The organism is Pseudomonas hunanensis (genome assembly GCF_013393325.1).
Lineage (GTDB): Bacteria > Pseudomonadota > Gammaproteobacteria > Pseudomonadales > Pseudomonadaceae > Aquipseudomonas > Aquipseudomonas putida_P.
Genome location: NZ_QJRC01000095.1, coordinates 307,826 through 325,321, shown reverse-complemented (window position 1 = coordinate 325,321; position 17,496 = coordinate 307,826). Strand labels below are relative to the sequence as shown.

General features: G+C 58.6%; 30 protein-coding genes and 1 pseudogene. 13 read left to right on the top strand and 18 right to left on the bottom strand.

All coding sequences use genetic code 11. The features are described 5' to 3' along the window. The first annotated feature begins 37 nt into the window (after positions 1–37). Together DM807_RS18260 and DM807_RS18255 are read left to right on the top strand one after the other, a co-directional pair. Complete coding sequence (locus DM807_RS18260) at positions 38–208, top strand: hypothetical protein (RefSeq protein WP_176729441.1); 171 nt, start codon at positions 38–40, stop codon at positions 206–208. A 228-nt stretch (positions 209–436) separates the two neighbouring features. Then, complete coding sequence (locus tag DM807_RS18255) at positions 437–829, top strand: NUDIX hydrolase (RefSeq protein WP_179027683.1); 393 nt, start codon at positions 437–439, stop codon at positions 827–829. Positions 830–889: 60 nt separating this feature from the next. Here DM807_RS18255 and DM807_RS18250 read toward each other — a convergent pair whose 3' ends face one another. Genes DM807_RS18250 through DM807_RS18225 form a run of 6 tightly spaced genes read right to left on the bottom strand, consistent with a single transcriptional unit; the run spans position 890 to position 3,176 of the window. Beyond that, entirely contained in the window at positions 890–1,294 is a 405-nt protein-coding gene (locus DM807_RS18250; protein WP_179027682.1) for a phage protein NinX family protein, read from the bottom strand. Then, positions 1,291–1,551, bottom strand: a complete 261-nt coding sequence (locus tag DM807_RS18245; RefSeq protein WP_179027681.1) for a phiTE_015 family protein — start codon at positions 1,549–1,551, stop codon at positions 1,291–1,293. Before DM807_RS18245 ends, DM807_RS18250 begins: the two co-directional genes overlap by 4 nt. 5 nt (positions 1,552–1,556) lie before the next feature. After that, on the bottom strand, positions 1,557–1,814 hold the full coding sequence (locus DM807_RS18240) for a hypothetical protein (protein WP_179027680.1): 258 nt from the start codon (positions 1,812–1,814) through the stop codon (positions 1,557–1,559). After that, positions 1,811–2,176 (bottom strand): HNH endonuclease, encoded by a 366-nt coding sequence (locus DM807_RS18235; RefSeq protein WP_179027679.1) that lies wholly within the window; start codon positions 2,174–2,176, stop codon positions 1,811–1,813. The genes DM807_RS18240 and DM807_RS18235 overlap by 4 nt, the downstream gene beginning before the upstream one ends. Next, positions 2,167–2,856: a morphogenetic protein gene (locus DM807_RS18230; protein ID WP_218647992.1), complete on the bottom strand. Its 690-nt coding sequence runs from the start codon at positions 2,854–2,856 to the stop codon at positions 2,167–2,169. Before DM807_RS18230 ends, DM807_RS18235 begins: the two co-directional genes overlap by 10 nt. Then, positions 2,853–3,176 (bottom strand): hypothetical protein, encoded by a 324-nt coding sequence (locus DM807_RS18225; protein ID WP_179027678.1) that lies wholly within the window; start codon positions 3,174–3,176, stop codon positions 2,853–2,855. The genes DM807_RS18230 and DM807_RS18225 overlap by 4 nt, the downstream gene beginning before the upstream one ends. Before the next feature lie 161 nt (positions 3,177–3,337). Here DM807_RS18225 and DM807_RS18220 point away from each other — a divergent pair, with 161 nt between their 5' ends. Continuing rightward, on the top strand, positions 3,338–3,637 hold the full coding sequence (locus DM807_RS18220) for a hypothetical protein (RefSeq protein WP_179027677.1): 300 nt from the start codon (positions 3,338–3,340) through the stop codon (positions 3,635–3,637). Positions 3,638–4,014: 377 nt separating this feature from the next. Here DM807_RS18220 and DM807_RS18215 read toward each other — a convergent pair whose 3' ends face one another. Both DM807_RS18215 and DM807_RS18210 read right to left on the bottom strand, forming a co-directional pair. After that, positions 4,015–4,275 (bottom strand): hypothetical protein, encoded by a 261-nt coding sequence (locus tag DM807_RS18215; protein ID WP_179027676.1) that lies wholly within the window; start codon positions 4,273–4,275, stop codon positions 4,015–4,017. Next, entirely contained in the window at positions 4,272–4,892 is a 621-nt protein-coding gene (locus DM807_RS18210) for a Lar family restriction alleviation protein (protein WP_179027572.1), read from the bottom strand. Before DM807_RS18210 ends, DM807_RS18215 begins: the two co-directional genes overlap by 4 nt. Positions 4,893–5,022: 130 nt before the next feature. Between DM807_RS18210 and DM807_RS18205 the strand changes: the two genes are divergently transcribed. Further along, complete coding sequence (locus DM807_RS18205) at positions 5,023–6,207, top strand: HNH endonuclease (RefSeq protein WP_179027675.1); 1,185 nt, start codon at positions 5,023–5,025, stop codon at positions 6,205–6,207. 110 nt (positions 6,208–6,317) lie between these two features. Here the strand turns inward: DM807_RS18205 and DM807_RS27755 are convergent. Both DM807_RS27755 and DM807_RS18200 read right to left on the bottom strand, forming a co-directional pair. Beyond that, positions 6,318–6,410: pseudogene (locus DM807_RS27755) on the bottom strand (DNA cytosine methyltransferase); the annotation flags it as partial. Between the two features lie 7 nt (positions 6,411–6,417). Then, a complete protein-coding gene (locus tag DM807_RS18200; RefSeq protein WP_179027674.1) occupies positions 6,418–7,197 on the bottom strand; it encodes a DUF2786 domain-containing protein in 780 nt (259 codons plus the stop codon). Positions 7,198–7,345: 148 nt separating this feature from the next. Here DM807_RS18200 and DM807_RS18195 point away from each other — a divergent pair, with 148 nt between their 5' ends. Then, a complete protein-coding gene (locus DM807_RS18195; RefSeq protein ID WP_179027673.1) occupies positions 7,346–8,071 on the top strand; it encodes a hypothetical protein in 726 nt (241 codons plus the stop codon). 56 nt (positions 8,072–8,127) lie between these two features. Here the strand turns inward: DM807_RS18195 and DM807_RS18190 are convergent, their stop codons facing one another. The 6 genes from DM807_RS18190 to DM807_RS18165 all read right to left on the bottom strand — a co-directional run bounded on the left by DM807_RS18190 (position 8,128) and on the right by DM807_RS18165 (position 10,861). Next, positions 8,128–8,943 carry a DUF2303 family protein gene (locus DM807_RS18190; protein ID WP_179027672.1) on the bottom strand — a complete coding sequence of 272 codons (816 nt, stop codon included), beginning with the start codon at positions 8,941–8,943 and terminating at the stop codon, positions 8,128–8,130. Positions 8,944–8,969: 26 nt separating this feature from the next. Next, on the bottom strand, positions 8,970–9,317 hold the full coding sequence (locus DM807_RS18185) for a hypothetical protein (protein WP_014756073.1): 348 nt from the start codon (positions 9,315–9,317) through the stop codon (positions 8,970–8,972). An 88-nt stretch (positions 9,318–9,405) separates the two neighbouring features. After that, on the bottom strand, positions 9,406–9,864 hold the full coding sequence (locus DM807_RS18180; protein WP_179027671.1) for a hypothetical protein: 459 nt from the start codon (positions 9,862–9,864) through the stop codon (positions 9,406–9,408). Continuing rightward, positions 9,861–10,130 (bottom strand): hypothetical protein, encoded by a 270-nt coding sequence (locus tag DM807_RS18175; protein ID WP_179027670.1) that lies wholly within the window; start codon positions 10,128–10,130, stop codon positions 9,861–9,863. Before DM807_RS18175 ends, DM807_RS18180 begins: the two co-directional genes overlap by 4 nt. Positions 10,131–10,149: 19 nt before the next feature. Next, positions 10,150–10,533, bottom strand: coding sequence for a response regulator transcription factor (locus DM807_RS18170; protein ID WP_179027669.1), 384 nt, complete (start codon positions 10,531–10,533; stop codon positions 10,150–10,152). Between the two features lie 127 nt (positions 10,534–10,660). Continuing rightward, entirely contained in the window at positions 10,661–10,861 is a 201-nt protein-coding gene (locus DM807_RS18165; protein WP_179027668.1) for a hypothetical protein, read from the bottom strand. A 441-nt stretch (positions 10,862–11,302) separates the two neighbouring features. On the opposite strand from DM807_RS18165, the gene DM807_RS18160 reads away from it, so the two are divergent. Further along, on the top strand, positions 11,303–11,620 hold the full coding sequence (locus DM807_RS18160) for a DUF1654 domain-containing protein (protein WP_179027667.1): 318 nt from the start codon (positions 11,303–11,305) through the stop codon (positions 11,618–11,620). A gap of 30 nt (positions 11,621–11,650) precedes the next feature. Here DM807_RS18160 and DM807_RS18155 read toward each other — a convergent pair whose 3' ends face one another. After that, positions 11,651–12,532, bottom strand: coding sequence for a LexA family transcriptional regulator (locus DM807_RS18155; protein ID WP_179027666.1), 882 nt, complete (start codon positions 12,530–12,532; stop codon positions 11,651–11,653). Positions 12,533–12,637: 105 nt separating this feature from the next. On the opposite strand from DM807_RS18155, the gene DM807_RS18150 reads away from it, so the two are divergent. Then, positions 12,638–12,832, top strand: coding sequence for a Cro/CI family transcriptional regulator (locus DM807_RS18150; RefSeq protein WP_244965055.1), 195 nt, complete (start codon positions 12,638–12,640; stop codon positions 12,830–12,832). A gap of 256 nt (positions 12,833–13,088) precedes the next feature. Here DM807_RS18150 and DM807_RS18145 read toward each other — a convergent pair whose 3' ends face one another. Beyond that, complete coding sequence (locus tag DM807_RS18145; protein ID WP_179027664.1) at positions 13,089–13,496, bottom strand: hypothetical protein; 408 nt, start codon at positions 13,494–13,496, stop codon at positions 13,089–13,091. Between the two features lie 239 nt (positions 13,497–13,735). On the opposite strand from DM807_RS18145, the gene DM807_RS18140 reads away from it, so the two are divergent. Genes DM807_RS18140 through DM807_RS18115 form a run of 6 tightly spaced genes read left to right on the top strand, consistent with a single transcriptional unit; the run spans position 13,736 to position 17,496 of the window. Further along, the gene (locus DM807_RS18140) at positions 13,736–14,464 is read left to right on the top strand and encodes a DnaT-like ssDNA-binding domain-containing protein (RefSeq protein ID WP_179027663.1); all 729 of its coding nucleotides are present in this window, start codon (positions 13,736–13,738) and stop codon (positions 14,462–14,464) included. Then, the gene (locus tag DM807_RS18135; RefSeq protein WP_179027662.1) at positions 14,461–15,144 is read left to right on the top strand and encodes a replication protein P; all 684 of its coding nucleotides are present in this window, start codon (positions 14,461–14,463) and stop codon (positions 15,142–15,144) included. The genes DM807_RS18140 and DM807_RS18135 overlap by 4 nt, the downstream gene beginning before the upstream one ends. A gap of 27 nt (positions 15,145–15,171) precedes the next feature. Further along, positions 15,172–15,468 carry a nuclease domain-containing protein gene (locus tag DM807_RS18130; protein WP_179027661.1) on the top strand — a complete coding sequence of 99 codons (297 nt, stop codon included), beginning with the start codon at positions 15,172–15,174 and terminating at the stop codon, positions 15,466–15,468. Beyond that, positions 15,465–15,893, top strand: a complete 429-nt coding sequence (locus DM807_RS18125) for a VRR-NUC domain-containing protein (RefSeq protein ID WP_179027660.1) — start codon at positions 15,465–15,467, stop codon at positions 15,891–15,893. The genes DM807_RS18130 and DM807_RS18125 overlap by 4 nt, the downstream gene beginning before the upstream one ends. Further along, a complete protein-coding gene (locus DM807_RS18120; RefSeq protein WP_179027659.1) occupies positions 15,890–17,179 on the top strand; it encodes a tyrosine-type recombinase/integrase in 1,290 nt (429 codons plus the stop codon). The genes DM807_RS18125 and DM807_RS18120 overlap by 4 nt, the downstream gene beginning before the upstream one ends. Then, positions 17,176–17,496 (top strand): hypothetical protein, encoded by a 321-nt coding sequence (locus DM807_RS18115; RefSeq protein WP_179027658.1) that lies wholly within the window; start codon positions 17,176–17,178, stop codon positions 17,494–17,496. The genes DM807_RS18120 and DM807_RS18115 overlap by 4 nt, the downstream gene beginning before the upstream one ends.

Genomic DNA, 17,496 nt, shown 5'->3' with positions numbered 1-17,496 from the left:
CCTCATATCTCCATCTGCTGTACATGATGTTGCGGCCGTGTCTATTCCAGACGCCCTCGGGGATCTTCCCGCGCTGGCGCCTGGTTTGAAGCGCACGCAGCGTAATACCCAGCAGGTCGGCCATCTTCTCTTCCGTCACCTTGTCCATTTCGTGGGCAGCGGCTTGTTCTTGCTCGGCGTGTTCATCGCCTGGCTTTTTCCTTTTTGAATGCATAGGGTCTCCACGCCGCCGGTGGCGGCAGATTGGTGGTGTCACCGATACGTTTCCGCCTGGCTGGCGGACTTGAGTAGGTACGGGGAGGGGTTAGGTGGGCTCCTAGAGTTTGGGCTCGTGCATATGAACTCTGTGTAACATCTGCTTGTCATCGAAGAAGTGAGGAAGCATTTGAAATGCGTTGGGGGTTCTCGGCGCCCACAAATCGTGATGAACAAATAGATGCCACAAAGACAACAGAAGCCAACCAAGGAAAGAGCCACAATCATCTGCTTGCGTAGTGGCAAGGTATTGCTGGTGCGCAGAAAGGGCGGGAAGTGGAACTTTCCTGGCGGCGTAATCGAACTAGGTGAAACCCCGCAACAAGCTGCTACTCGCGAACTTGAGGAGGAGACAGGTTTGCACTCCCACAATTTGCTCGAACTCTGCAGCCTGGAAGCCGGCAACACGCTTCATCATGTCTTCACTGCATGTGTTAGCGATCTAGATCGGGCTGCCCCGCGTAATGAAATTGCCGCCTGTAAATGGGTGTCACGTGGCGACCTAAGCCGCACATCGCTCAATCCTGCAGCCGTTGCATTGCTGTCGAAAGAGCTTCCGGCTCTTTCGGCATAGATCTTGGTTACCTCTGACCATCCCTGTAGACCAGGAGGGTGATGTACATCAGGGGTAGGATCATTGGCATAGCTGATTGGGTACTTGGACGATGAGGCCAAGCTTGTTCAAGACTATGCACCTGCAAGCTGCGATAAGGTGTGTCTCACCGTACATCCCGTCTCGGAATTCGGTTGGCACGCCATCGTCGTTGCACAGATAGCAGTGAATTCGTCCTCGCCGCTCGACTGAAAGGTCGACGTTGTACTTGTGAAGAAGCGATCCCCCCACAGCCCAGTTTTCGTGCGGGTCATAGCGCGCATCGTGGATGGTGACCTCGCCGGTGTAGCGAACGAATACCCGCCAGGGAATCCCGTTATAGCCCGGTGGTGCCAGTTTAACGTCCAGTCCTTCTGCCTTGCCTACGGCCCAGGCCAGTTGTTCTCCCACCAGGTCGGCCGTCTTCACTTCGATCAGGTCGGTCATGGCGCCACCTTCAGGCCCTGGGCCTCGATCGCGGATTTGCAGGCACGGATGATCTGATGGGATGGCAGAAGATGATTGACCGGCAGCTTGACCGTCACAGCCCCGCGGGAATCTATCCAGGCGCTCCAGGCTGCGTTGATCTCTTTGATTGAGTAGCCGCCTTCGTACCGAACGGCCTCGATGCTGGCCACCTGGCTATTCCACTTATCTGCGGCCCAGGCTTCGAATTCTTGACGGATTGCGAATGGGTTCGTCACAGCTGTTACCTCTCATCAATCCAGCGCCCAGGCGCCAGAGCGGGTGTTGGTTCGGGTTGGGTTTCGTGCGGGGAGAGCTGGCGCTGGTTGCCGGCATGCAGCTGGCTGTCGGGGATGCAGCTGATGCCGCCGCGAACGCCTTGTTCGTAGAGCCAGCAGGTAGCACCCCGGGCATCGTCGTGGAAGACGGTGACCCCGCTTGGTATTTGGCCTGCGCTGGCGCCGGTGGCCAGCAGCAGGAGGCAGAGGGCGAGGCGGGTCATGGCTGCTGCACCTTTTCGAAGTGGAAGGTCACTACGGCGCCGGTCTCGGCGATCAAGCCGTAGACCTTGGCCAGGCGGTAGATGGGGTGGTACTGGTTCAGGCTGTTGACGTGGCCGGCCAGCCAGCGGCGCCAGTCCTCCAGCTGCATGCGTGACTTGCTCAGGTTGCAGGGCACGCAAGCAGGCATCATGTTGGCTAGGTTGTGGTTCTGCAGCTGCTCGGCCACCCGATCGTCAGGGAGGCGAATCACCGGCTCGAAGTGGTCGGCGTGCCAGCGCACGCCCAGGTCGTTGCCGCAGTAGGCGCAGCGGCCGCCGTACTTCATGCGGACCTGCTCGCGCTCGGCTTTCTTCAGGCGCATGGCTCGACCCTCTTGAACTCGACGACCCAGACCCAGGGGTTGGCCTCCCAATCCCCGCCTGTGGAGTTCCACAGCTCAGCGAAAGCATCAAAGGCCTGGGTGACGGGCTTGAATTCGTACATGGAGCGGGCCAGTCCTTCTTTGCAGATCTGGCCGATGGTGATGTGCTGCAGCAGCTCGATTCGAACGTCCGTGATCTCCAGCAGAATGCGGCTGGCCCAGCGGGGCATGTGGATGCTTGGCCTTGCACGCCAAATCCGGTCCGGGTCGGCGGCAGAGTACGAACCGTTGCGCAAGGCACGGGGATAGTGGCGGTTCGGCTCATTTGGCGGCTCGCCATCAGCTCGGTAGTGAATGCGGCGAGAGCCATTCCACTTGTCACAGTCGCCCTCGGGGTATGAGGAAGTCCATTCACCTGCCTGCCAGAAGCTTTCTCGCCCCCACAACAGGTCACCTGGTTGGCCATAAGGGCAGAGGTCGGCGTAATAGCCGGCGCTGTTCGGGTGCACCTTGCCATCCGCAGGCAGCTCATGGCACTCGTCCAACTGAACGCCGTAGCCAATTTCCTTGAGTGACCGTGCGCTGACCACGCGGCGGGTAACCGTTTTTCGGCCATCCAGTACAGCACTGGCCATCGGCCCGTTGAACAGCATCGGGCGCTCCTTCGCTTGGATTGTCATGTTCTAACCTCACCAGTGGTAGCGAAACGCTGAAGAATTGGCAGCAGGGCAGTGACCTGCTCGCGGCTCAGGTGCATGCGAGTACTCAGCAGCACTTGGTCGGGGATTGGGTAGGGCACCCAGCCCACGGTTTCCTTGGTTTCCACGCCCAAGGCAGCGGCTTGGATGGCCATGATCTGGGGTTCAGCGCTTTCGACGCCGAGCCAGATGGCCTCGCGCTCCGCAAGGCTGCTGAGCTGGACGTTGCAACGCGCTCCGTAGAGGTCAGAAAACTCGAGCAGGGCAAAGCCCCGGCCCGTCGTGCTCGGTACGATTTCCATGGATTGGCCTTGGCCGCCATATCGCGGCAGTGAATAGAGGGGAGAGGGGATTGCCGGTTGTCCGATTCAGCTCACATCGTGACTAAATGCGGTTGCGACCTGTTCGGCTTTGGCTAACTTGAAAATAATCACTATCCCACTGACGGTTGCAGGAGGGCTGTATGCGAGTGCGCGGAGATGTTTATTGGACTTGGGCAGACCCAACGCTCCATCACCGATCCCACGAAGAAACACTTAATGACGGCACATACATCGATGTGCAGGTGAGGCTTTCGCGCATCGGTAGCACGCAGATGTTCATCGGTGTCTATGCGCCTTCAGGCATGGCGCTGCATGAAGAGGCTTTTGACTCTCGACCGAATGAGTCGATGACCCGTGCGCTTGCCTGGGGGGTTGGCCGAGCGCGTCGAGTTGCCGATGAAGGCGAGTCTGCAGCGGACCCTATCGCCGCTTCGAAATAATAGAGGGGAGAGGGGTCACAGCTGAGTACTGGGATTCAGCGCTATGCTTCCAGATGTCTATGCTTGTTCGAAATGAGAAGTGAGTACATTCGATGCAAGTATCGGGATGCGTCATCTGCAGCGACATCGCGGAACTCACCGCCCATATGGATGGTTACTTGGTTGTGTTTTGCAGAAGCTGTGGAACCTACCAGGTCGACGACGCGGCCTTGTGGGAGATCCTGACTGGAAGAAAGCTCGACGTCAGTGCTAGTCGCAATCTCTTGGCCCTTCAGAGACAAGAAGAATGCGAGATACTTTGGCTCACCATAGGAAATGCCCCCTGGCTTGATGAATGAATCCATGGTCGCCATCCCATTGAATAGAGGGGAGAGGGGTTACAGCTTGGGAGTACAGCTGTTCTCGTGCGGGGCGGAGTCTTCCGCGCGCATGAACGCTGCCATGTTGCCCATCTGATCAACGATGAAGCGCTCTTCATCAGCGGCGGCTGCGATGATCCTTTCTCGGCGCTTCTTGCAGAGCAGGCAATCGACTTCGACCCAGTCGCCTGATAGCTCGCTGGCCTCACCCAGCCAGCTACCGCAGGGCGCCTGCTCAATGTCTTCCAGATCGGTGAATGGTGCGAAGTGCGTCTTCACGACTTCACCTGCGGCTCTGCGATTACAGATAGAGCTGCGACCTTTGCAGCCCATGGCCGAATGAATTCGCGCCCCGGGTTGATACAGGTTCCATCCGGTTCAAGCTTGAATGCGTCGAGAACTTCACGCATCAACGCATTTAGCTCGGCCAGTTGGGCGCGCTGATTCGATATGCGCATGCTCTGTCGCATGATCTGCGCGTCAGAGTGCTTGATGACCTCGCGCAGCTGCTCGATCTTGACGCTACCGGTCAGCGGCCCGAACGGAATCATGGGAAGGCCAGTCGCCGCCGCATCCCTCTCTGCCTCTTCTTTGGTCCACCAGAAGGCAGTACCAACCATCCAGGCTATAGGCTCGGGGTGGGGCTGTCCGGCAGAGCGTTTGTTCCACTCTTTCACTGCCTGGTCACGGCCTGGCTGCTCCTCGCATTCGTGCTGTTGAACCCCAACAGGCCCGCGAGCCAGGCAGGTCGAATACTCGTCAATTCGGCCTTGGCAGATGACGACGGAGGCATCGCTATCGAGCTGCTCAACGAAGGCGTCTTGTTGGCCGCAGTAAGGGCACGGGCTCAGGTTCGCGGCCATCTCGGAGTTGTTTGATCGGTTTTCTGTGGGCATGTGAATACCTCGAGCCATATCGTGGCAGTGAGTGGAGAGGAAGGTCTGTATGAATGGGAGGATTGCTGCTAGTGCGTGATGGCAATATGATTTCTGCTTTTGCGTTCAGAGGTGACTGGTGAGTAAGTACATGCCCCTGGCCGATTTTCTTCGGTCCCAGACTGTTAACTCCGTTGAACTGACCTTCGCGCAAATTGATGAGCTAGTGGGCGGTCTGCCACCGGTCGCGAGAAATCACAACGCTTGGTGGGCAAATTCCAGGACTGATGATTCACACACCTGGGCGCATCTTTGGATTGAAGCTGGTTGGGAGCGCAAGTCCCTTGACCTGAGTGCAGAGGTTGTAGTTTTTGAACGGCACTCACGCGAGCAAGAGATTTCAGGCTTCTGGTGGGTCAACCATAAGCAGACTTACCAAGCCGAACTTGAAGGGGGCTACATCTGGTCACCCACAAAAAATAAAAATGGCGCTCGGAACCAGACATACATCAACCTGACGCTGGTTAGAGCCGGCGACGTTGTCATTTCCTACGCTGGAGGGCAGATCCGGGCTATCGGCGTTGCGACTTCTGTTTATACCGAACAGGCGAAGCCGGAAGCTTTTGGTCAAGCCGGCCAGAATTGGTCTGATACCGGGTGGTTAGTTCCTATTGAGTGGACCGAACTGGACAAGGCTGTTTTGCCTAAGGATCACATTGCTGCTATTTCAAGCCTCTTGCCTGCGAAAAACTCCCCTTTACAAGCTAATGGCAACGGTAACCAGGGATGTTACCTCGCTAGTATCTCGCCCGAGCTAGGCTCCTTCGTTCTCCGCCTATCCAATAGCGCTGGGAGCGCGATTATCGAGCGGGTTCATGAACTGGAAGACCAGGTAAGAGCGGACGAAGCCGAGCGTGAAATCCAGCTCAATCAGGAACTGGTTGCTACTGAGCGCGAACAGTTGGTCCGCTCGCGTGTCGGCCAGGGAGTATTCCGTCTTCAGGTACTGGATCGTGAGAAGTCGTGCCGTCTGACTGGGGTTTCCGATAAGCGATTCCTGATCGCTAGCCACATCAAACCTTGGAAGGATTGCTCGAACATTGAGCGTTTGGACGGTAACAATGGACTCATGTTGGCGCCACATGTGGATAAGCTATTTGACCGAGGCTGGATAACGTTTTTGGATGATGGGGAATTGCTGGTTGCCGATCCTGCGAAGGAGGTTGTGTCAGCATGGGGATTGGCGTCTGGCATGAATGTTGGCGACTTCACGGTGGAGCAGAGAAGCTATCTAAGCCATCACCGGTCTGAGGTCTATAAGGGCAAGCTGCAGTGAGAAGCACATTGCCGGCGATTCCTGCGGTGGTCTGGTAAGCGCCGAGGGTTAGGCTCGGTGGACGTTAAAGCCAAACAAGCACCAGATGGGACACTCCCATTCAGCGTCAAGTAGTTTGCTGCCCATAGAACCTGGACGCCTGCGGCGCGCGCGCCGGTGCTCCATCCGCCGAGGCCGGCGAACAGGTCGATTGCTGTGGTCATGTTTTCCTCATGCGCTCGCCAGCTGGAGCTGGGCTTCCCCGCCCGTAGCCAGGCCGGGGTTCAGCTCAACTCGCCGACCGGCCAGCAGGCCGGCGATCTGTGCGTCTAGATCCAGCTCAATCTTTGGCACCTTCCGGGCTTTGCCGATCTCCTGACCTTCCAAGTACTGCTCGATCAATGCGTTGTCCTGCGCTTCAACGGCGACAAGGTCTCGACCATCCGAGTGGTGGGTAAGCGCCAGGTCTTCGTCTCCGCGAGGAAGCAGTTCATGGATCTTGCCGTGGACCGCCGACACCCAGGCGAGAGCGAAATGATCACCGGCGGTCTCGGGAGAGTAGGCGCTGCGCTGCTTGCCTGAACGGACGAGCGCAACGTACTCACGGCGCGCCAGGGTCAGCTTTACCAGCAGAGCCTCGTAGGCATACATCGCAATCTGCGGAGCTGGAGAAACCCCAACAAACAGCGCCCGATCAACCCTGCGGCGTGACGATTCGCACCAGTGCCGGTAGGACAGAGGCCTGACGCCAAACACTTGGGCTACGATGCTGCTTAGGTGGCGGTCCCAGGTAGGACGGCGATTGGCGCGCGACTTTTCCGACTCCACCTCGCTGACGTCGCTCAGTCGCACATCCAGTTCGGTGAGGCGGTACTCACGCATCAGCGCTTGAGCCTGGCGCATTGCTGTGGCCGCCTCGTTTTCGTTCGAGCTTTTGGATAGCGCCAAGCAGCGCTTGATCTTGCGGATGACCCGCTCGAGCTTGCTCCCGTCATGCTGTTGTTCGGTCATGTTGTGGTCCTTGCGTGCAGGCGCCGCCCTCGCGGGGGTAGCGTTCATCGTTTGAGGAGGAGGCACTTATGGAAAAGGCGTCCTGGATGGCTATGTTTCGAAAACGGATGTAGATTTCGCCGATAGTCTCGATTGCAAAGGAGTCGAAATGGGCGAGGGTAGCAAGGTAATTACTGATTACGCGCTAAGTGGCTGGGCTGGGTTTGGCTGGCCGCACATGGCATTTTTTAGTGTGCTTTTTTTCTGCATATTTTTTAGGAAACATATTTCTAAATTGTTTGATCGAGTTTCGAAAATAAGCGCAAGTGGCGCTGAGTTTGCCAATGCACCCAGCCCGATAGATGTTCAGTCCGCACCTGAAGTTCCATCTGAAAATCCATCTACAGGTGGTGATCCTGAGAGCACATCGAATAGTCCACCTGTAAGGGCTCTAGGGCACGGCATACCTCTTGCTCCATTTGGGGTCAATCACACCAGGGCTATAGCTAGTGGATACATCGAGCAGGAAATAATTAACGTCCCGGAGTCGGATCTAAAAGATTATCTGGTTTCTCATCTGTCTATGATGCGAGTTCTATGGGATTTCGAATCAATTTATTCAGCTATATTCGGCGGTCAAATCGCCTTACTCAAGCATCTAAATGTTCGGATGCTAGCAGGTGTCTCTAAACAAGAGGTGGAAGCTCTATGGGACGACCACAAGGCTTCGCTGGCACCCCACCTAGATCAGTGGGCCCTTGATCAATACCTGAATTTTCTATTCTTGCGGGCACTCATTGAGGTCAATGGTACAAATTACAGAATCTCCATAAAGGGGCATGAATTTTTGGTCTGGATGACTCAATGTTCTAAGCCCGAAGAGAAGCAGTGGTAGGTAACGTATTCCACCTAATGGACAGTTCTGCCCTGCTTAGCAGGGCAGACTTTGGCTTACTTGGCGTCGAAGGTGCCCAGGGAGAGCTTCGCGGCGGTACCGACTTTGGCGTCGAGAACAGCCTTGAACTCCTGAGCGATGGCCTCGCGCTGAGCTTCCTCGCCGATCCAGCGCAATTTCAGCACAGGTTGCGCGCCGCCGGTGATGACTGAAACGCGCAAGCGGATCACTTGCTCGCCCAGGCCCTCAAACGGAATGACCTTGAAGTCCAGCCAGGTCGGCAGGGTTTCTTTGCTGCTCGCCTCGATCTGGTCCATGGTGCTGCGGCTGGCGCGGGTTTCACCTACGGCGTGGTCGCTCTCGGACGATGCCTTCACGGTGATGGTGCGAACTGCAGCGATCGCTTTGGCGATGCTCATGGTCTGGCCATTCTCATCTGTGGCCGACAGGTGCTGGTTCCAGTCTTCGATCCAGTCGCTCATAGCCTTCTGCACCAGGCTCTGGCCGCACACTGCCTGAACAGCGGCGAACGCAGCGGAAGCCTTGAGGCGCAGCACGGCGCGGTCATCGGCATGGCCTGGCTCTTCAGCGGTGCCGATGTTGAACAGAACGATGCAGCTCATGTTGTCCTGATCGATGAAACCGCGCGCTGATGGCGCCGACCGTTCGACAACGTAGGCGCTGTAGTCAGCCAGCGAGTGGGTGGCGTAGGTGCCACGGAAGCGGTTACGGCCGGCCTGGTAGCGTTCCAGGTCAACCACGTTGAAGTTCTGCGGGACAACGGCAACCTCGCCGAGGGCAGGCAGCGTGATGCGAGCTGCAGCGACGGCGTTTTCTTGGATCAGTTCGAGAGCTTCTTTGCTGAGGGACATGCGCTTTTCCTTGTAGGTGCAGTGAGTTACGAGCGTGGGTGTACAGGTGCTTCGTCACGGGTGAAGAGCTGGTCGTGTTTTTCGGGGAACAGAGAGATGTTGCCGCCGGTACCGACGTACATCGGTGTGTCGAGGCTGGTGTTCTCGCTGCGCGTGCCGCGCTTGGTTGGCACCTTGTAGTCGAGCTTGTGCTTGATCTTGACCTGGTGGGAGTCACCGATCTGGCTGAAGTCCAGGGTGATGGTGATCTTTCCGGCCTTGCCGTGATCGACAACGCCCGCAGCTACCTCGGAGAGGGCGTGGCCAATTTGGCTGGCGAAGGCGCCGCCATTGAGCTCCTGCAGGAACTCGGTGGTGTCAGTGGGCTTGGACATTGCTGCGTCTCCTGATGAACGATGCCGCTGGGCGGCAGATTGATGTGTTGCTGGCGCCGGCCGTGGCGGGCGCGTGCGGTGGTGCGGTTCATGCTGCTTTCTGCTGATTCCAGGCCCCGACAGCGGCAAAGATCTTTGCGGCCTCTGCTTCGTCGAGCGTTGTGTCGGTGGGTATGGCGATCCAGCCGGCCGCGACCAAGTGGTTAGGGTTGGCCGTGGCCCGCAGGTCGGTGTAGGTGGCTTCGATAACGTCGGTCAGGTGCTCGGCCCGGTAGTTGCCCTGCGGCGCGACCTCGATCGACTTGTGGTACCGCTCGCCGAGCTCTGTCCGGCACAGTACGCTCAAGTAGATGGTCCATCGGTGCGGGATGTCGCACACGGCATCAACAACCTGGCGCACGCAGATTTGCTTGAGGTTTTTCCAGTTGATCAACACCTGCTGGCCGCTGGGGTCGATGTTCACGACGGCTGCGTGGTTGGCCGAGACCAAAGCCCGGCAGGTCCGCTCCAGCCGTGAGCGCATGTTGTGCGGCTTGCGCTTGCTCATTGCATGCCGCCTTGCTTGCTCGCAGCGCCTGCCTCCATTGCATCCACAAACCGCAGAGCCGCCCGGTAGCTGTAGGCGAAGCCATGTTTGGTGCCGGTGGCGATCTCCAGCACATCCCAGGTCGTGCCGTTACCAGATGCCTGGTAGCGCGGTGCGCCTTGGCTGACCTTGGCATGGGCCTCGGCCCTCACTGACTTGCTGCGCTCGAGCAGGGCCGCGAGCACGGCAAGCTTCTGCTCGAAAGCAGGGTGCATTGCTGTCTGCATGAGGTGATCCTCGGTGGGGTCAGGCGTGGTATTCGAAGGCTTCGGCCTTGCGAACGATTCGAACTTGGGCGGTGCGGCGCTCCGGGGCGCGGCGATCGCGGCGCATGGGGTCGCTGTCGTTGATCACCGCGTGCATGGTCATGAGGGCGACGAGCGCGATGCAGAGCGGGCTGATGATCTGCTGGCGCATGGCTTTGGTGACCGCCTCGATGCGGCGGCCAGCTTCCAGCTTGAACAGCGCGGCCTCGATTCGATTGGCTACGGTGCCCGGGCTGACCGCCATCCTGCGGGCGATTTCTTTGGTGGTGAGGCCTTGGGCCACCCACAGCAGTGCTTCGAGCTCACGTGGAGCCAGCGCCTTGCCGAGCTGGCCAATCCATGAGCCGCAAGTGATCGTTTCCATGAAGTGTCCTCGGTGGGCTGCACTGGTCGTGACGCTCGCTGCCGCGTACCTCCCGGACCAGGGGAGGGCGAACGTCACGACCGATGCAGCCTGGTGATGGGGAACCAGGTGGACCGGGCAGTTTCCGTCAGGCTGACGTAACGCAGGGTGACTGGCTCAGGGCTTTCTTCTGCTGCTCGAGCAACCTGTCGATTAGCTGCTGTCGATCGCCAACAGAAAGGCTCCAGGCGCCGTAATACAGCCCTTCAGCGATGCTCCCGTCGAACTCAGTCGTGCTGTCTTCGCCCCAGATCTTGTACTTGATGCGGTTAGTTGGCCGCTTCGCCATCGTCTTTCCCTCCAGGGCGGTTGATTTCCCGTCTGGCCCTGTCGCCAAGGCCAGCCAGTGAAATCTGTCTTCCGCACCATGCGTATTGCCGCGGCTATCCCCACCTGGCCGGGTCACACATTTCGTGTTCGGTGTTCTTCCCGGCTGGCTGCATGGTTTGGCGTCCTCCCATGGGGGAGTCCGGCAGCTATCCAGAGGCTGCGTGGTCGACGACTTAGCTTGTCCCGACCCAGGTAATGGCCTGGGTGCGTCGAGGTGGTCACGTCTGGTTGTGTAAAGAGCGGTGGCTTATCAGGCCCGCCGAGGAGTGAGTAGCGCCTCGATGAACAAAGTTAACCATCGGTATGCTTTTGTCGTCAATACCGATGGTTAATTTATTTTTTCTGGGCGTGCGCTATGATCCGCATTACTGGATGTACATACAGTCATTAAGGAGGTGTCATGGCCAAGCAGAATAAAACGGCGCCAACGCAGCAGCGCCAAGGAATGACCGAGCTAGAGCGGTTGGGATTGAGGGTGGCCAACATGATCAACCACCCCAAAGCGCAGGAGCAGCGCTGGGTGGCCATTCATCGACTGGACACAGACGGCGATGTTGAGTGGGGCGAGATCATGCGCGTTCTTAACGAAACGGATGGCCTGGAGATCACTCAGTTGGAGGAGGGCGGAGTAAAAATCGAGTGGGAGATGCAGAGCGACGATGACCGGGAGGCTCCGATCGAAGAGCTGGAGGCGCTCGAAGAGGAGGCGCCGATCTAAAGTTAAAAAGCCCGCTCGCGGCGGGCTCCATCAGGCTTTCTTGGCGTTCCAGATTAACAGGACCTTCGCATGGATCGTGACATCGTCGATCCTGGCTTGCTGGTCCTTGTGCTTCTCGTTGTCCGAGATCAGCCAGAAGTGGTCCTCATCGAAGAACTGTAGGCGCTTGATGTATAGGTGGCCGTGCCAAGTCAGGACGTAGATGCCGTCTCCGACGAACTCATTCACCCCCCGGTCAACGATCAGAGGATCTTTGTCGTTGATCGTACCCTCCATGCTCTGCCCCCAGCCGAAGATCATGGCCAGCGCAGACTGAGAGCTATAAGTGACCCCTTTCTCGTGCAGCACCGATTCCTTCACGATCACGTTCCGCATGACCTCGGTGTAGTCCGGTGGCACCTGGCCGTGCCCCATCGAAGCGCGGATGTCGTACTGCGGAATGAAGATCTCGTCCTTCTTCACCTTCAGGCCGGAGAAATCAGCAGATACGACATTGTTTGGGCGATCTTCGATTAGAGAATCAGCAACCGCAGCGGCGATCTTCTGCTGGGCGTCCTCGTCGAGCTTCTTTCCGGCATGTTGCTTCAGCATCGCCATCACTTTTTCTGCCGCGCCTTTCTTGTGTTCCTGATCGCCGTTCGGAAGCGAGCGCAGTGATCGGATTTCGTCCGCCAGGCGTGGGCTGAACTGTTCAACCGGAACCTCCAAAAGTCTTGCCAACACAGCAGCGAACTTGGCGTTCAGCGGGTTGAGGCCTTTGAAATAGAGGTTCACGGCTGCCGGCGTCATGCCTGCTTCATCGGCGATTTTCTTCTGGCTCAGCTTTAGCTCGTTCTTGCGGGCCAAGAACAGCGCGTGTGCGGCCTCGCATTCAGCCAGACGGTCAGGAGGGAGGATTCGTTTCTTGGTCATGGCGCGAACATATACCAATGGTTAAAGAAATGGGAGAAACCATCGGTATGGACAGATAATCAACCGATGGTTAATATTCTTGGCATGAACAACCGAGGCCTGATCATGAGCGAGACCCCCCTCGACAAATTCGTTGCTGAAAAAGGGCAGTCCGAAGCTGCCAGGCTTCTCCATGTGACGGCACCTGCCATTCACAAGGCTCTGGTCGCAAAGCGGGATATCAGTGTTTTCGAGCTCCCAGGTGGCGGTTATGCAGCTGTCGAGCGGCGCCCGTTTCCATCTCAGCGATCCGCTGCCTGACGTCGTTAGCCGTCTGGTGGTGGGAATTATGAGAGATCTGGCATTGCGCCAGTAGATGACCAAAACACCTGTGAATGTAACCAGTAGGAGAGGCTTATGAGGGCGAAGCGGAAAAAGGTTCTAGCGAAGTCGTTGTTGCGTCGAAACGAGCAGGCCAGGAAGTCCTACTGCGCTGCGATGCTTTCGCGCGGGGTTTTGGCCGTGAGCCCAAGCATGAGCTACCTGGACCCAACGGTGGATAGGGTACTCCCAGTGATCAGCTTTGGCGGGCAGACCGCTCGAGATCTTTGTAGCAATCAAGCTCCAGCACCCAGTTGCGAACCGGGTCCCACTCATAGTCCGTCAACTCCATGCACGCAAGTTCCTCGTGAATCAGCAGCTGAAGATCCTCAAGAGTCAGCTCAGCCAATTGGCTCGGGTGCCAGTGATGCTTGTTGATCAAGTACAAGCGGCCCGATTCCAGATGATTTGGCTGGAGCCATGGGCTGTCGTACCGCTGGGCCAGTCTTTCGCAGAAACACTGGAGCTTGTAGGCCCCGAAGCCCAATCGGCAAGCCCTCGATTCCCACGACTCCTTGGTTTTGGGTGCCGCCTTTGCCGCCGCCTCTTGGGCTTTAACAGCGTCCGCCCACATCACTCCATAGATGTGCTTTGGAATTTCCATGTCCGGTCTCCTTGGGCCTTGTTGTGTGGAAGCAAAAAGCTACCACGGATGCGCCGGACGCCCATAACGCCCGAATCGCGGGCATAAAAAAACCGCCTGGCAGGGCGGTCTTCTGAAACATCAACGAGGCCGATTATGCACCGCACAGACGATGCAGGCAATACCGCGTATTCCGCGTCAGTTTTCGGCATTTCGCCAAATCTGACGCGTCAGGCTGTCAGTCATGGAGGGCGTTCGTAATGGCACGTATCCGCACCATCAAGCCTGAGTTTTGGACCAGTGAACAGGTCATGGAGTGCTCGGCGATGGCTCGACTCCTGTTCATCGGGATCTGGAACTTCTGCGACGACGCAGGCAACCACCCAATGTCCCCCAAGACCATCAAGGCTCTCGTTTTCCCTGGCGACGACATCACTGCGTTAGCGGTGGAAGGGCTGCTCGCTGAGCTGGTATCGAACCGACTGATCACCATCTACGAGGCGGCATCGAAGCAGTACCTGCACGTCAACGGATGGCACCACCAGAAGATCGATAGACCTACTGTAAAGCACCCTGAATTCGTTGAGCCTTCGCCGAGCGCTCGCCGAGAAGTCGGCGAAGGCTCGTCTAGCGGTGATCGAGTCCTCACCCCCGGAAGGGAAGGGAAGGGAAGTAATACACACTCTCCGCGTGAGCCGTTTGCGATGTTCCTCGACTGGATTCCCGACCAGGTTCAGCTTGAGGCTTACGCCAAGCGTTCCGGGGTAGCTATCGAGGAGTTCTCGGAAAAGGCCATTTCGGGTTTTGTCGTCCATCACGACGCGAAGGGGCTGGCCAAAACTGAGAGCCAGTGGATCGCCGACCTGGTTGGGTGGAGAAAGCGTGACCTTGCGAATGCCGCGAAGGTCGTTCCTCTGCGGGCAGGATCTGGTGGCCAGCAGCTCGACGACAGTGATACGTCGTGGATCGAGCAAGGAAGCGCCCAATGAACCCAGTCGCAGTTGTAACTCATGGCCTGTGGGCCAAGATTCAGTCCGGCCAGCACGTCTCTGCTGGATACGAGCTGCCCGATGACGTGAAGGCAGAGCTCAACCGGAAGACAGCGAAGGTGATCAACGATCTGTTCCGTGATCTGCGATCGATCTGCACCGCCTGGAAGCAGGCTTGGCCAGACCAGGCCACATACGACGCGTCCAAGCAACAATGGCTGACCGCTTTTCTTGAAGCCGGCATCTGCAATCCCGAGCAGTTGCAGTTTGGGCTGATGCGCTGCCGCCAGTCTGGTGCAGCGTTCATTCCTCCACCCGGTGAGTTCATCCAGTGGTGCCAGCCGTTGCCCGAAATGCTCGGCCTCCCAGCACTGGCGACCGCCTTCCGAGAAGCGACTCGCAATGCCCATCCTGCGATGGCTGGCCGGGGTAAGTGGAGTCACGACGCGGTGTGGCACGCGGCCAAGGAGTGCGGCTTCGAGAACCTCAACAAACTGCCGTCCGATGCCAGCTCGAAGCTATTCGAGCGTAACTACGCCATCGCGGTTCGTCGGCTTATGACCGGTGAGCCGTTGCAGAAGATGCCACTGGCACTTCCCGCCGAGGCTGCCGCCCGCCGTACCCCGCAAGTCGGAAACTCTGCCCTGGCAGCCCTTCGTGCCCGCTTGGCGGGACGCTGATCAATCAACCTGCAAGGAGGCGACCCTGTGCGCCAAACAAAACTGACCAAGGCTGCTCGTGGCCGGGAGTGCCAGGTGCGCATTCCGGGCGTGTGCAACGGCAACCCCGAAACCACCGTCCTTGGGCACTACCGCTTGGCTGGCACCTGCGGTGTTGGCAAAAAGCCGCACGACATGCAGGGCGCCTGGTGCTGCAGCGCCTGCCATGACGCCTGCGACGGACGCAGCAACACTGTAGATCGAGACACTGCTCGCCGGTACCACGCCGAGGGCGTAATGCGCACCCAGGCTGCACTGATCAACGAGGGGGTGCTGGTCGCATGAGTCCTCCCGCCGTTCGCACGAACAAGACCAAGAAGCCGAGGGCCAAGCGCGTCGACCGCGAGGGCCTGGAACAGGCCGCCCTGATGAAGGAAATCGAGCTCCGGTACCCGGAAGTGTTCGCAAACCTGCATCACACCCCAAACGGTGGCTACCGGAGCAAGGCCGAGGCGGGGCGGCTCAAGGCCCAGGGGACGAAGGCTGGCATTCCTGATCTGCAGCTGACCATGGCTCGGGGTGGGTACTTCGGCCTTTTCATTGAATTCAAGGCCACCATGAAGCCCGCGGATGTATCCCTAGAGCAGCATGCCTGCATTGGCCGACTGAACGATCAAGGCTACCTGGCCGTTGTGTGCCGGGGGCATTTCGACGCCATGGAGTGCCTGCGGGCGTACATGGCCTTGCCGAAAACGGAGGTTGCAGCATGACAAATACCGCCGCTGTGAAAATCAGCGATGCAGAGATTCGCCGGCAGGCCGCCGGTCAGGTGCGTGACCTGCGCGCTTTGGGTAACCGCGGCCTGTACTTCCGGTTTCACCGGTCCCGCGAGCGCGGGTCCTGGTACCTGATCCACAAGGGCAAGTGGAACCTGATCGGATCTTACCCAGAACTTAGCGCTGCCAAAGTGGCCGCGGCACTGCCGGATATCCGCCTGCGTCTGGAGGCGGGTGAGGGATCGAGCCTGTCGAACTGGGTGCTGACCGGCGAGCTGCTGGCCTGGTTCGCTGAACGCATGTCCCGTGACCGCAGCCTCTCGGCCAAGCGCAAGAGCACAGCGGCTTCGGCGATCAAGCAGCACCTGGTGCCGCGCCTTGGCCAAGTGCCTTTGGCTGAGATCGACAAGGCGCTGCTCGACCGCGAGCTGATGTGGCCGCTGCAGGAAGGCCTGTCGATTGACTACGTCCGCTTGGTGTACCAGCTGCTGGCCCTGGCGTTCCGGCAGGCTCTGAAGCTCGGGCTGATCAGCACCAACCCCATGGTCGGCGTCCGCTTTGGCGACTTTTCCAAGGCCAAGGTTACGGTCAAACCGTCGCGGCTGCGCGGCGTCCATCTGGGAGAGTTGCTCGCGCATCTGGCCAAGGTGAGAACCGAGCGTGAGTCTGATTGCGTGCTGGCCGTGCTGATGCTCTGCCACGGCACCCGACTGGGCGAAACGCGCCTGGCCCGCTGGAGCCATATCAGCCTGGCCGGGCGTGAGTGGTTCATTCCGGCTGAGCACACCAAGACCGGCGTCGAGCATCGCCTGCCGCTGACTGAGCAGGTGTGCCAGCTGCTGGTCGACTACCGCGAGAGCCAGCAGAAGCAAGGGTACAGCGGCGTCTACCTGTTCCCGGCGAAATGCGGTCAGCCCATCAGCAGCTCGATGGCCTGCGCCGTATTCGCCGAACTGGGGCAGGGTGAATGGACCAGTCACGACCTGCGCAAGCTGGCCCGTACTGGCTGGGCTGATCTGGGGATCGATCATCTGGTGGGCGAGCTGCTGATCAACCACGCCATGGGCCACAACGTGAAGGTGTACATCCAGTCCGGCGTTATGGCCCGCAAGCGCGAGGCGCTGGAGACGTGGCACGCACACCTTGACCAGCATGGATTCGGACTGATTCACGGCTTGACCGGTATTAGATCCGGAGATTCTGGTAATTCCGCCGAGCCCGCGCAGGGAAAGGGCTGCAACGACATTGCGGGACCAACCATAAGCGAGGATTCAAAGTGACAGGGAAGAGCCACGGCCCCGCCTTCAAGAAGGCAGTGATCGAGTTGGCTCAGTGCCCTTTGTGCCGTGGGAGAGCGGTCATCAAGGGTGTGTTTCACGAACTGCCATGCGACCACTGCAACGCCTCGGGCTGGGTAGCGGCTGCAACTGGCGAGGCCTTGGCCTTGGATGAACTGGTGACCCAGCTCAGCCTCAAGCTGCAGGCCGCGACACGGCAGATCGAGCAGTTGAAGAACCATCAGGCATCCGGGCCTGATGCGACATATCAGGGAAGCAACCGGCGCGGCGCCGGCGGCACCAACTACACCGGCGATTGA

What these genes read in the sequence shown, in the direction of transcription:
- DM807_RS18120 (WP_179027659.1), top strand. Translation starts at nt 15,890, where the DNA reads ATGACAAATACCGCCGCTGTGAAAATCAGCGATGCAGAGATTCGCCGG.
- DM807_RS18125 (WP_179027660.1), top strand. Translation starts at nt 15,465, where the DNA reads ATGAGTCCTCCCGCCGTTCGCACGAACAAGACCAAGAAGCCGAGGGCC.
- DM807_RS18255 (WP_179027683.1), top strand. Translation starts at nt 437, where the DNA reads ATGCCACAAAGACAACAGAAGCCAACCAAGGAAAGAGCCACAATCATC.
- DM807_RS18200 (WP_179027674.1), bottom strand. Translation starts at nt 7,197, where the DNA reads ATGACCGAACAACAGCATGACGGGAGCAAGCTCGAGCGGGTCATCCGC.
- DM807_RS18230 (WP_218647992.1), bottom strand. Translation starts at nt 2,856, where the DNA reads ATGACAATCCAAGCGAAGGAGCGCCCGATGCTGTTCAACGGGCCGATG.
- DM807_RS18195 (WP_179027673.1), top strand. Translation starts at nt 7,346, where the DNA reads ATGGGCGAGGGTAGCAAGGTAATTACTGATTACGCGCTAAGTGGCTGG.
- DM807_RS18175 (WP_179027670.1), bottom strand. Translation starts at nt 10,130, where the DNA reads ATGCAGACAGCAATGCACCCTGCTTTCGAGCAGAAGCTTGCCGTGCTC.
- DM807_RS18235 (WP_179027679.1), bottom strand. Translation starts at nt 2,176, where the DNA reads ATGCGCCTGAAGAAAGCCGAGCGCGAGCAGGTCCGCATGAAGTACGGC.
- DM807_RS18150 (WP_244965055.1), top strand. Translation starts at nt 12,638, where the DNA reads ATGAGCGAGACCCCCCTCGACAAATTCGTTGCTGAAAAAGGGCAGTCC.
- DM807_RS18135 (WP_179027662.1), top strand. Translation starts at nt 14,461, where the DNA reads ATGAACCCAGTCGCAGTTGTAACTCATGGCCTGTGGGCCAAGATTCAG.
- DM807_RS18180 (WP_179027671.1), bottom strand. Translation starts at nt 9,864, where the DNA reads ATGAGCAAGCGCAAGCCGCACAACATGCGCTCACGGCTGGAGCGGACC.
- DM807_RS18185 (WP_014756073.1), bottom strand. Translation starts at nt 9,317, where the DNA reads ATGTCCAAGCCCACTGACACCACCGAGTTCCTGCAGGAGCTCAATGGC.
- DM807_RS18160 (WP_179027667.1), top strand. Translation starts at nt 11,303, where the DNA reads ATGGCCAAGCAGAATAAAACGGCGCCAACGCAGCAGCGCCAAGGAATG.
- DM807_RS18165 (WP_179027668.1), bottom strand. Translation starts at nt 10,861, where the DNA reads ATGGCGAAGCGGCCAACTAACCGCATCAAGTACAAGATCTGGGGCGAA.
- DM807_RS18155 (WP_179027666.1), bottom strand. Translation starts at nt 12,532, where the DNA reads ATGACCAAGAAACGAATCCTCCCTCCTGACCGTCTGGCTGAATGCGAG.
- DM807_RS18140 (WP_179027663.1), top strand. Translation starts at nt 13,736, where the DNA reads ATGGCACGTATCCGCACCATCAAGCCTGAGTTTTGGACCAGTGAACAG.
- DM807_RS18210 (WP_179027572.1), bottom strand. Translation starts at nt 4,892, where the DNA reads ATGCCCACAGAAAACCGATCAAACAACTCCGAGATGGCCGCGAACCTG.
- DM807_RS18190 (WP_179027672.1), bottom strand. Translation starts at nt 8,943, where the DNA reads ATGTCCCTCAGCAAAGAAGCTCTCGAACTGATCCAAGAAAACGCCGTC.
- DM807_RS18240 (WP_179027680.1), bottom strand. Translation starts at nt 1,814, where the DNA reads ATGACCCGCCTCGCCCTCTGCCTCCTGCTGCTGGCCACCGGCGCCAGC.
- DM807_RS18225 (WP_179027678.1), bottom strand. Translation starts at nt 3,176, where the DNA reads ATGGAAATCGTACCGAGCACGACGGGCCGGGGCTTTGCCCTGCTCGAG.
- DM807_RS18220 (WP_179027677.1), top strand. Translation starts at nt 3,338, where the DNA reads ATGCGAGTGCGCGGAGATGTTTATTGGACTTGGGCAGACCCAACGCTC.
- DM807_RS18145 (WP_179027664.1), bottom strand. Translation starts at nt 13,496, where the DNA reads ATGGAAATTCCAAAGCACATCTATGGAGTGATGTGGGCGGACGCTGTT.
- DM807_RS18170 (WP_179027669.1), bottom strand. Translation starts at nt 10,533, where the DNA reads ATGGAAACGATCACTTGCGGCTCATGGATTGGCCAGCTCGGCAAGGCG.
- DM807_RS18250 (WP_179027682.1), bottom strand. Translation starts at nt 1,294, where the DNA reads ATGACCGACCTGATCGAAGTGAAGACGGCCGACCTGGTGGGAGAACAA.
- DM807_RS18205 (WP_179027675.1), top strand. Translation starts at nt 5,023, where the DNA reads ATGCCCCTGGCCGATTTTCTTCGGTCCCAGACTGTTAACTCCGTTGAA.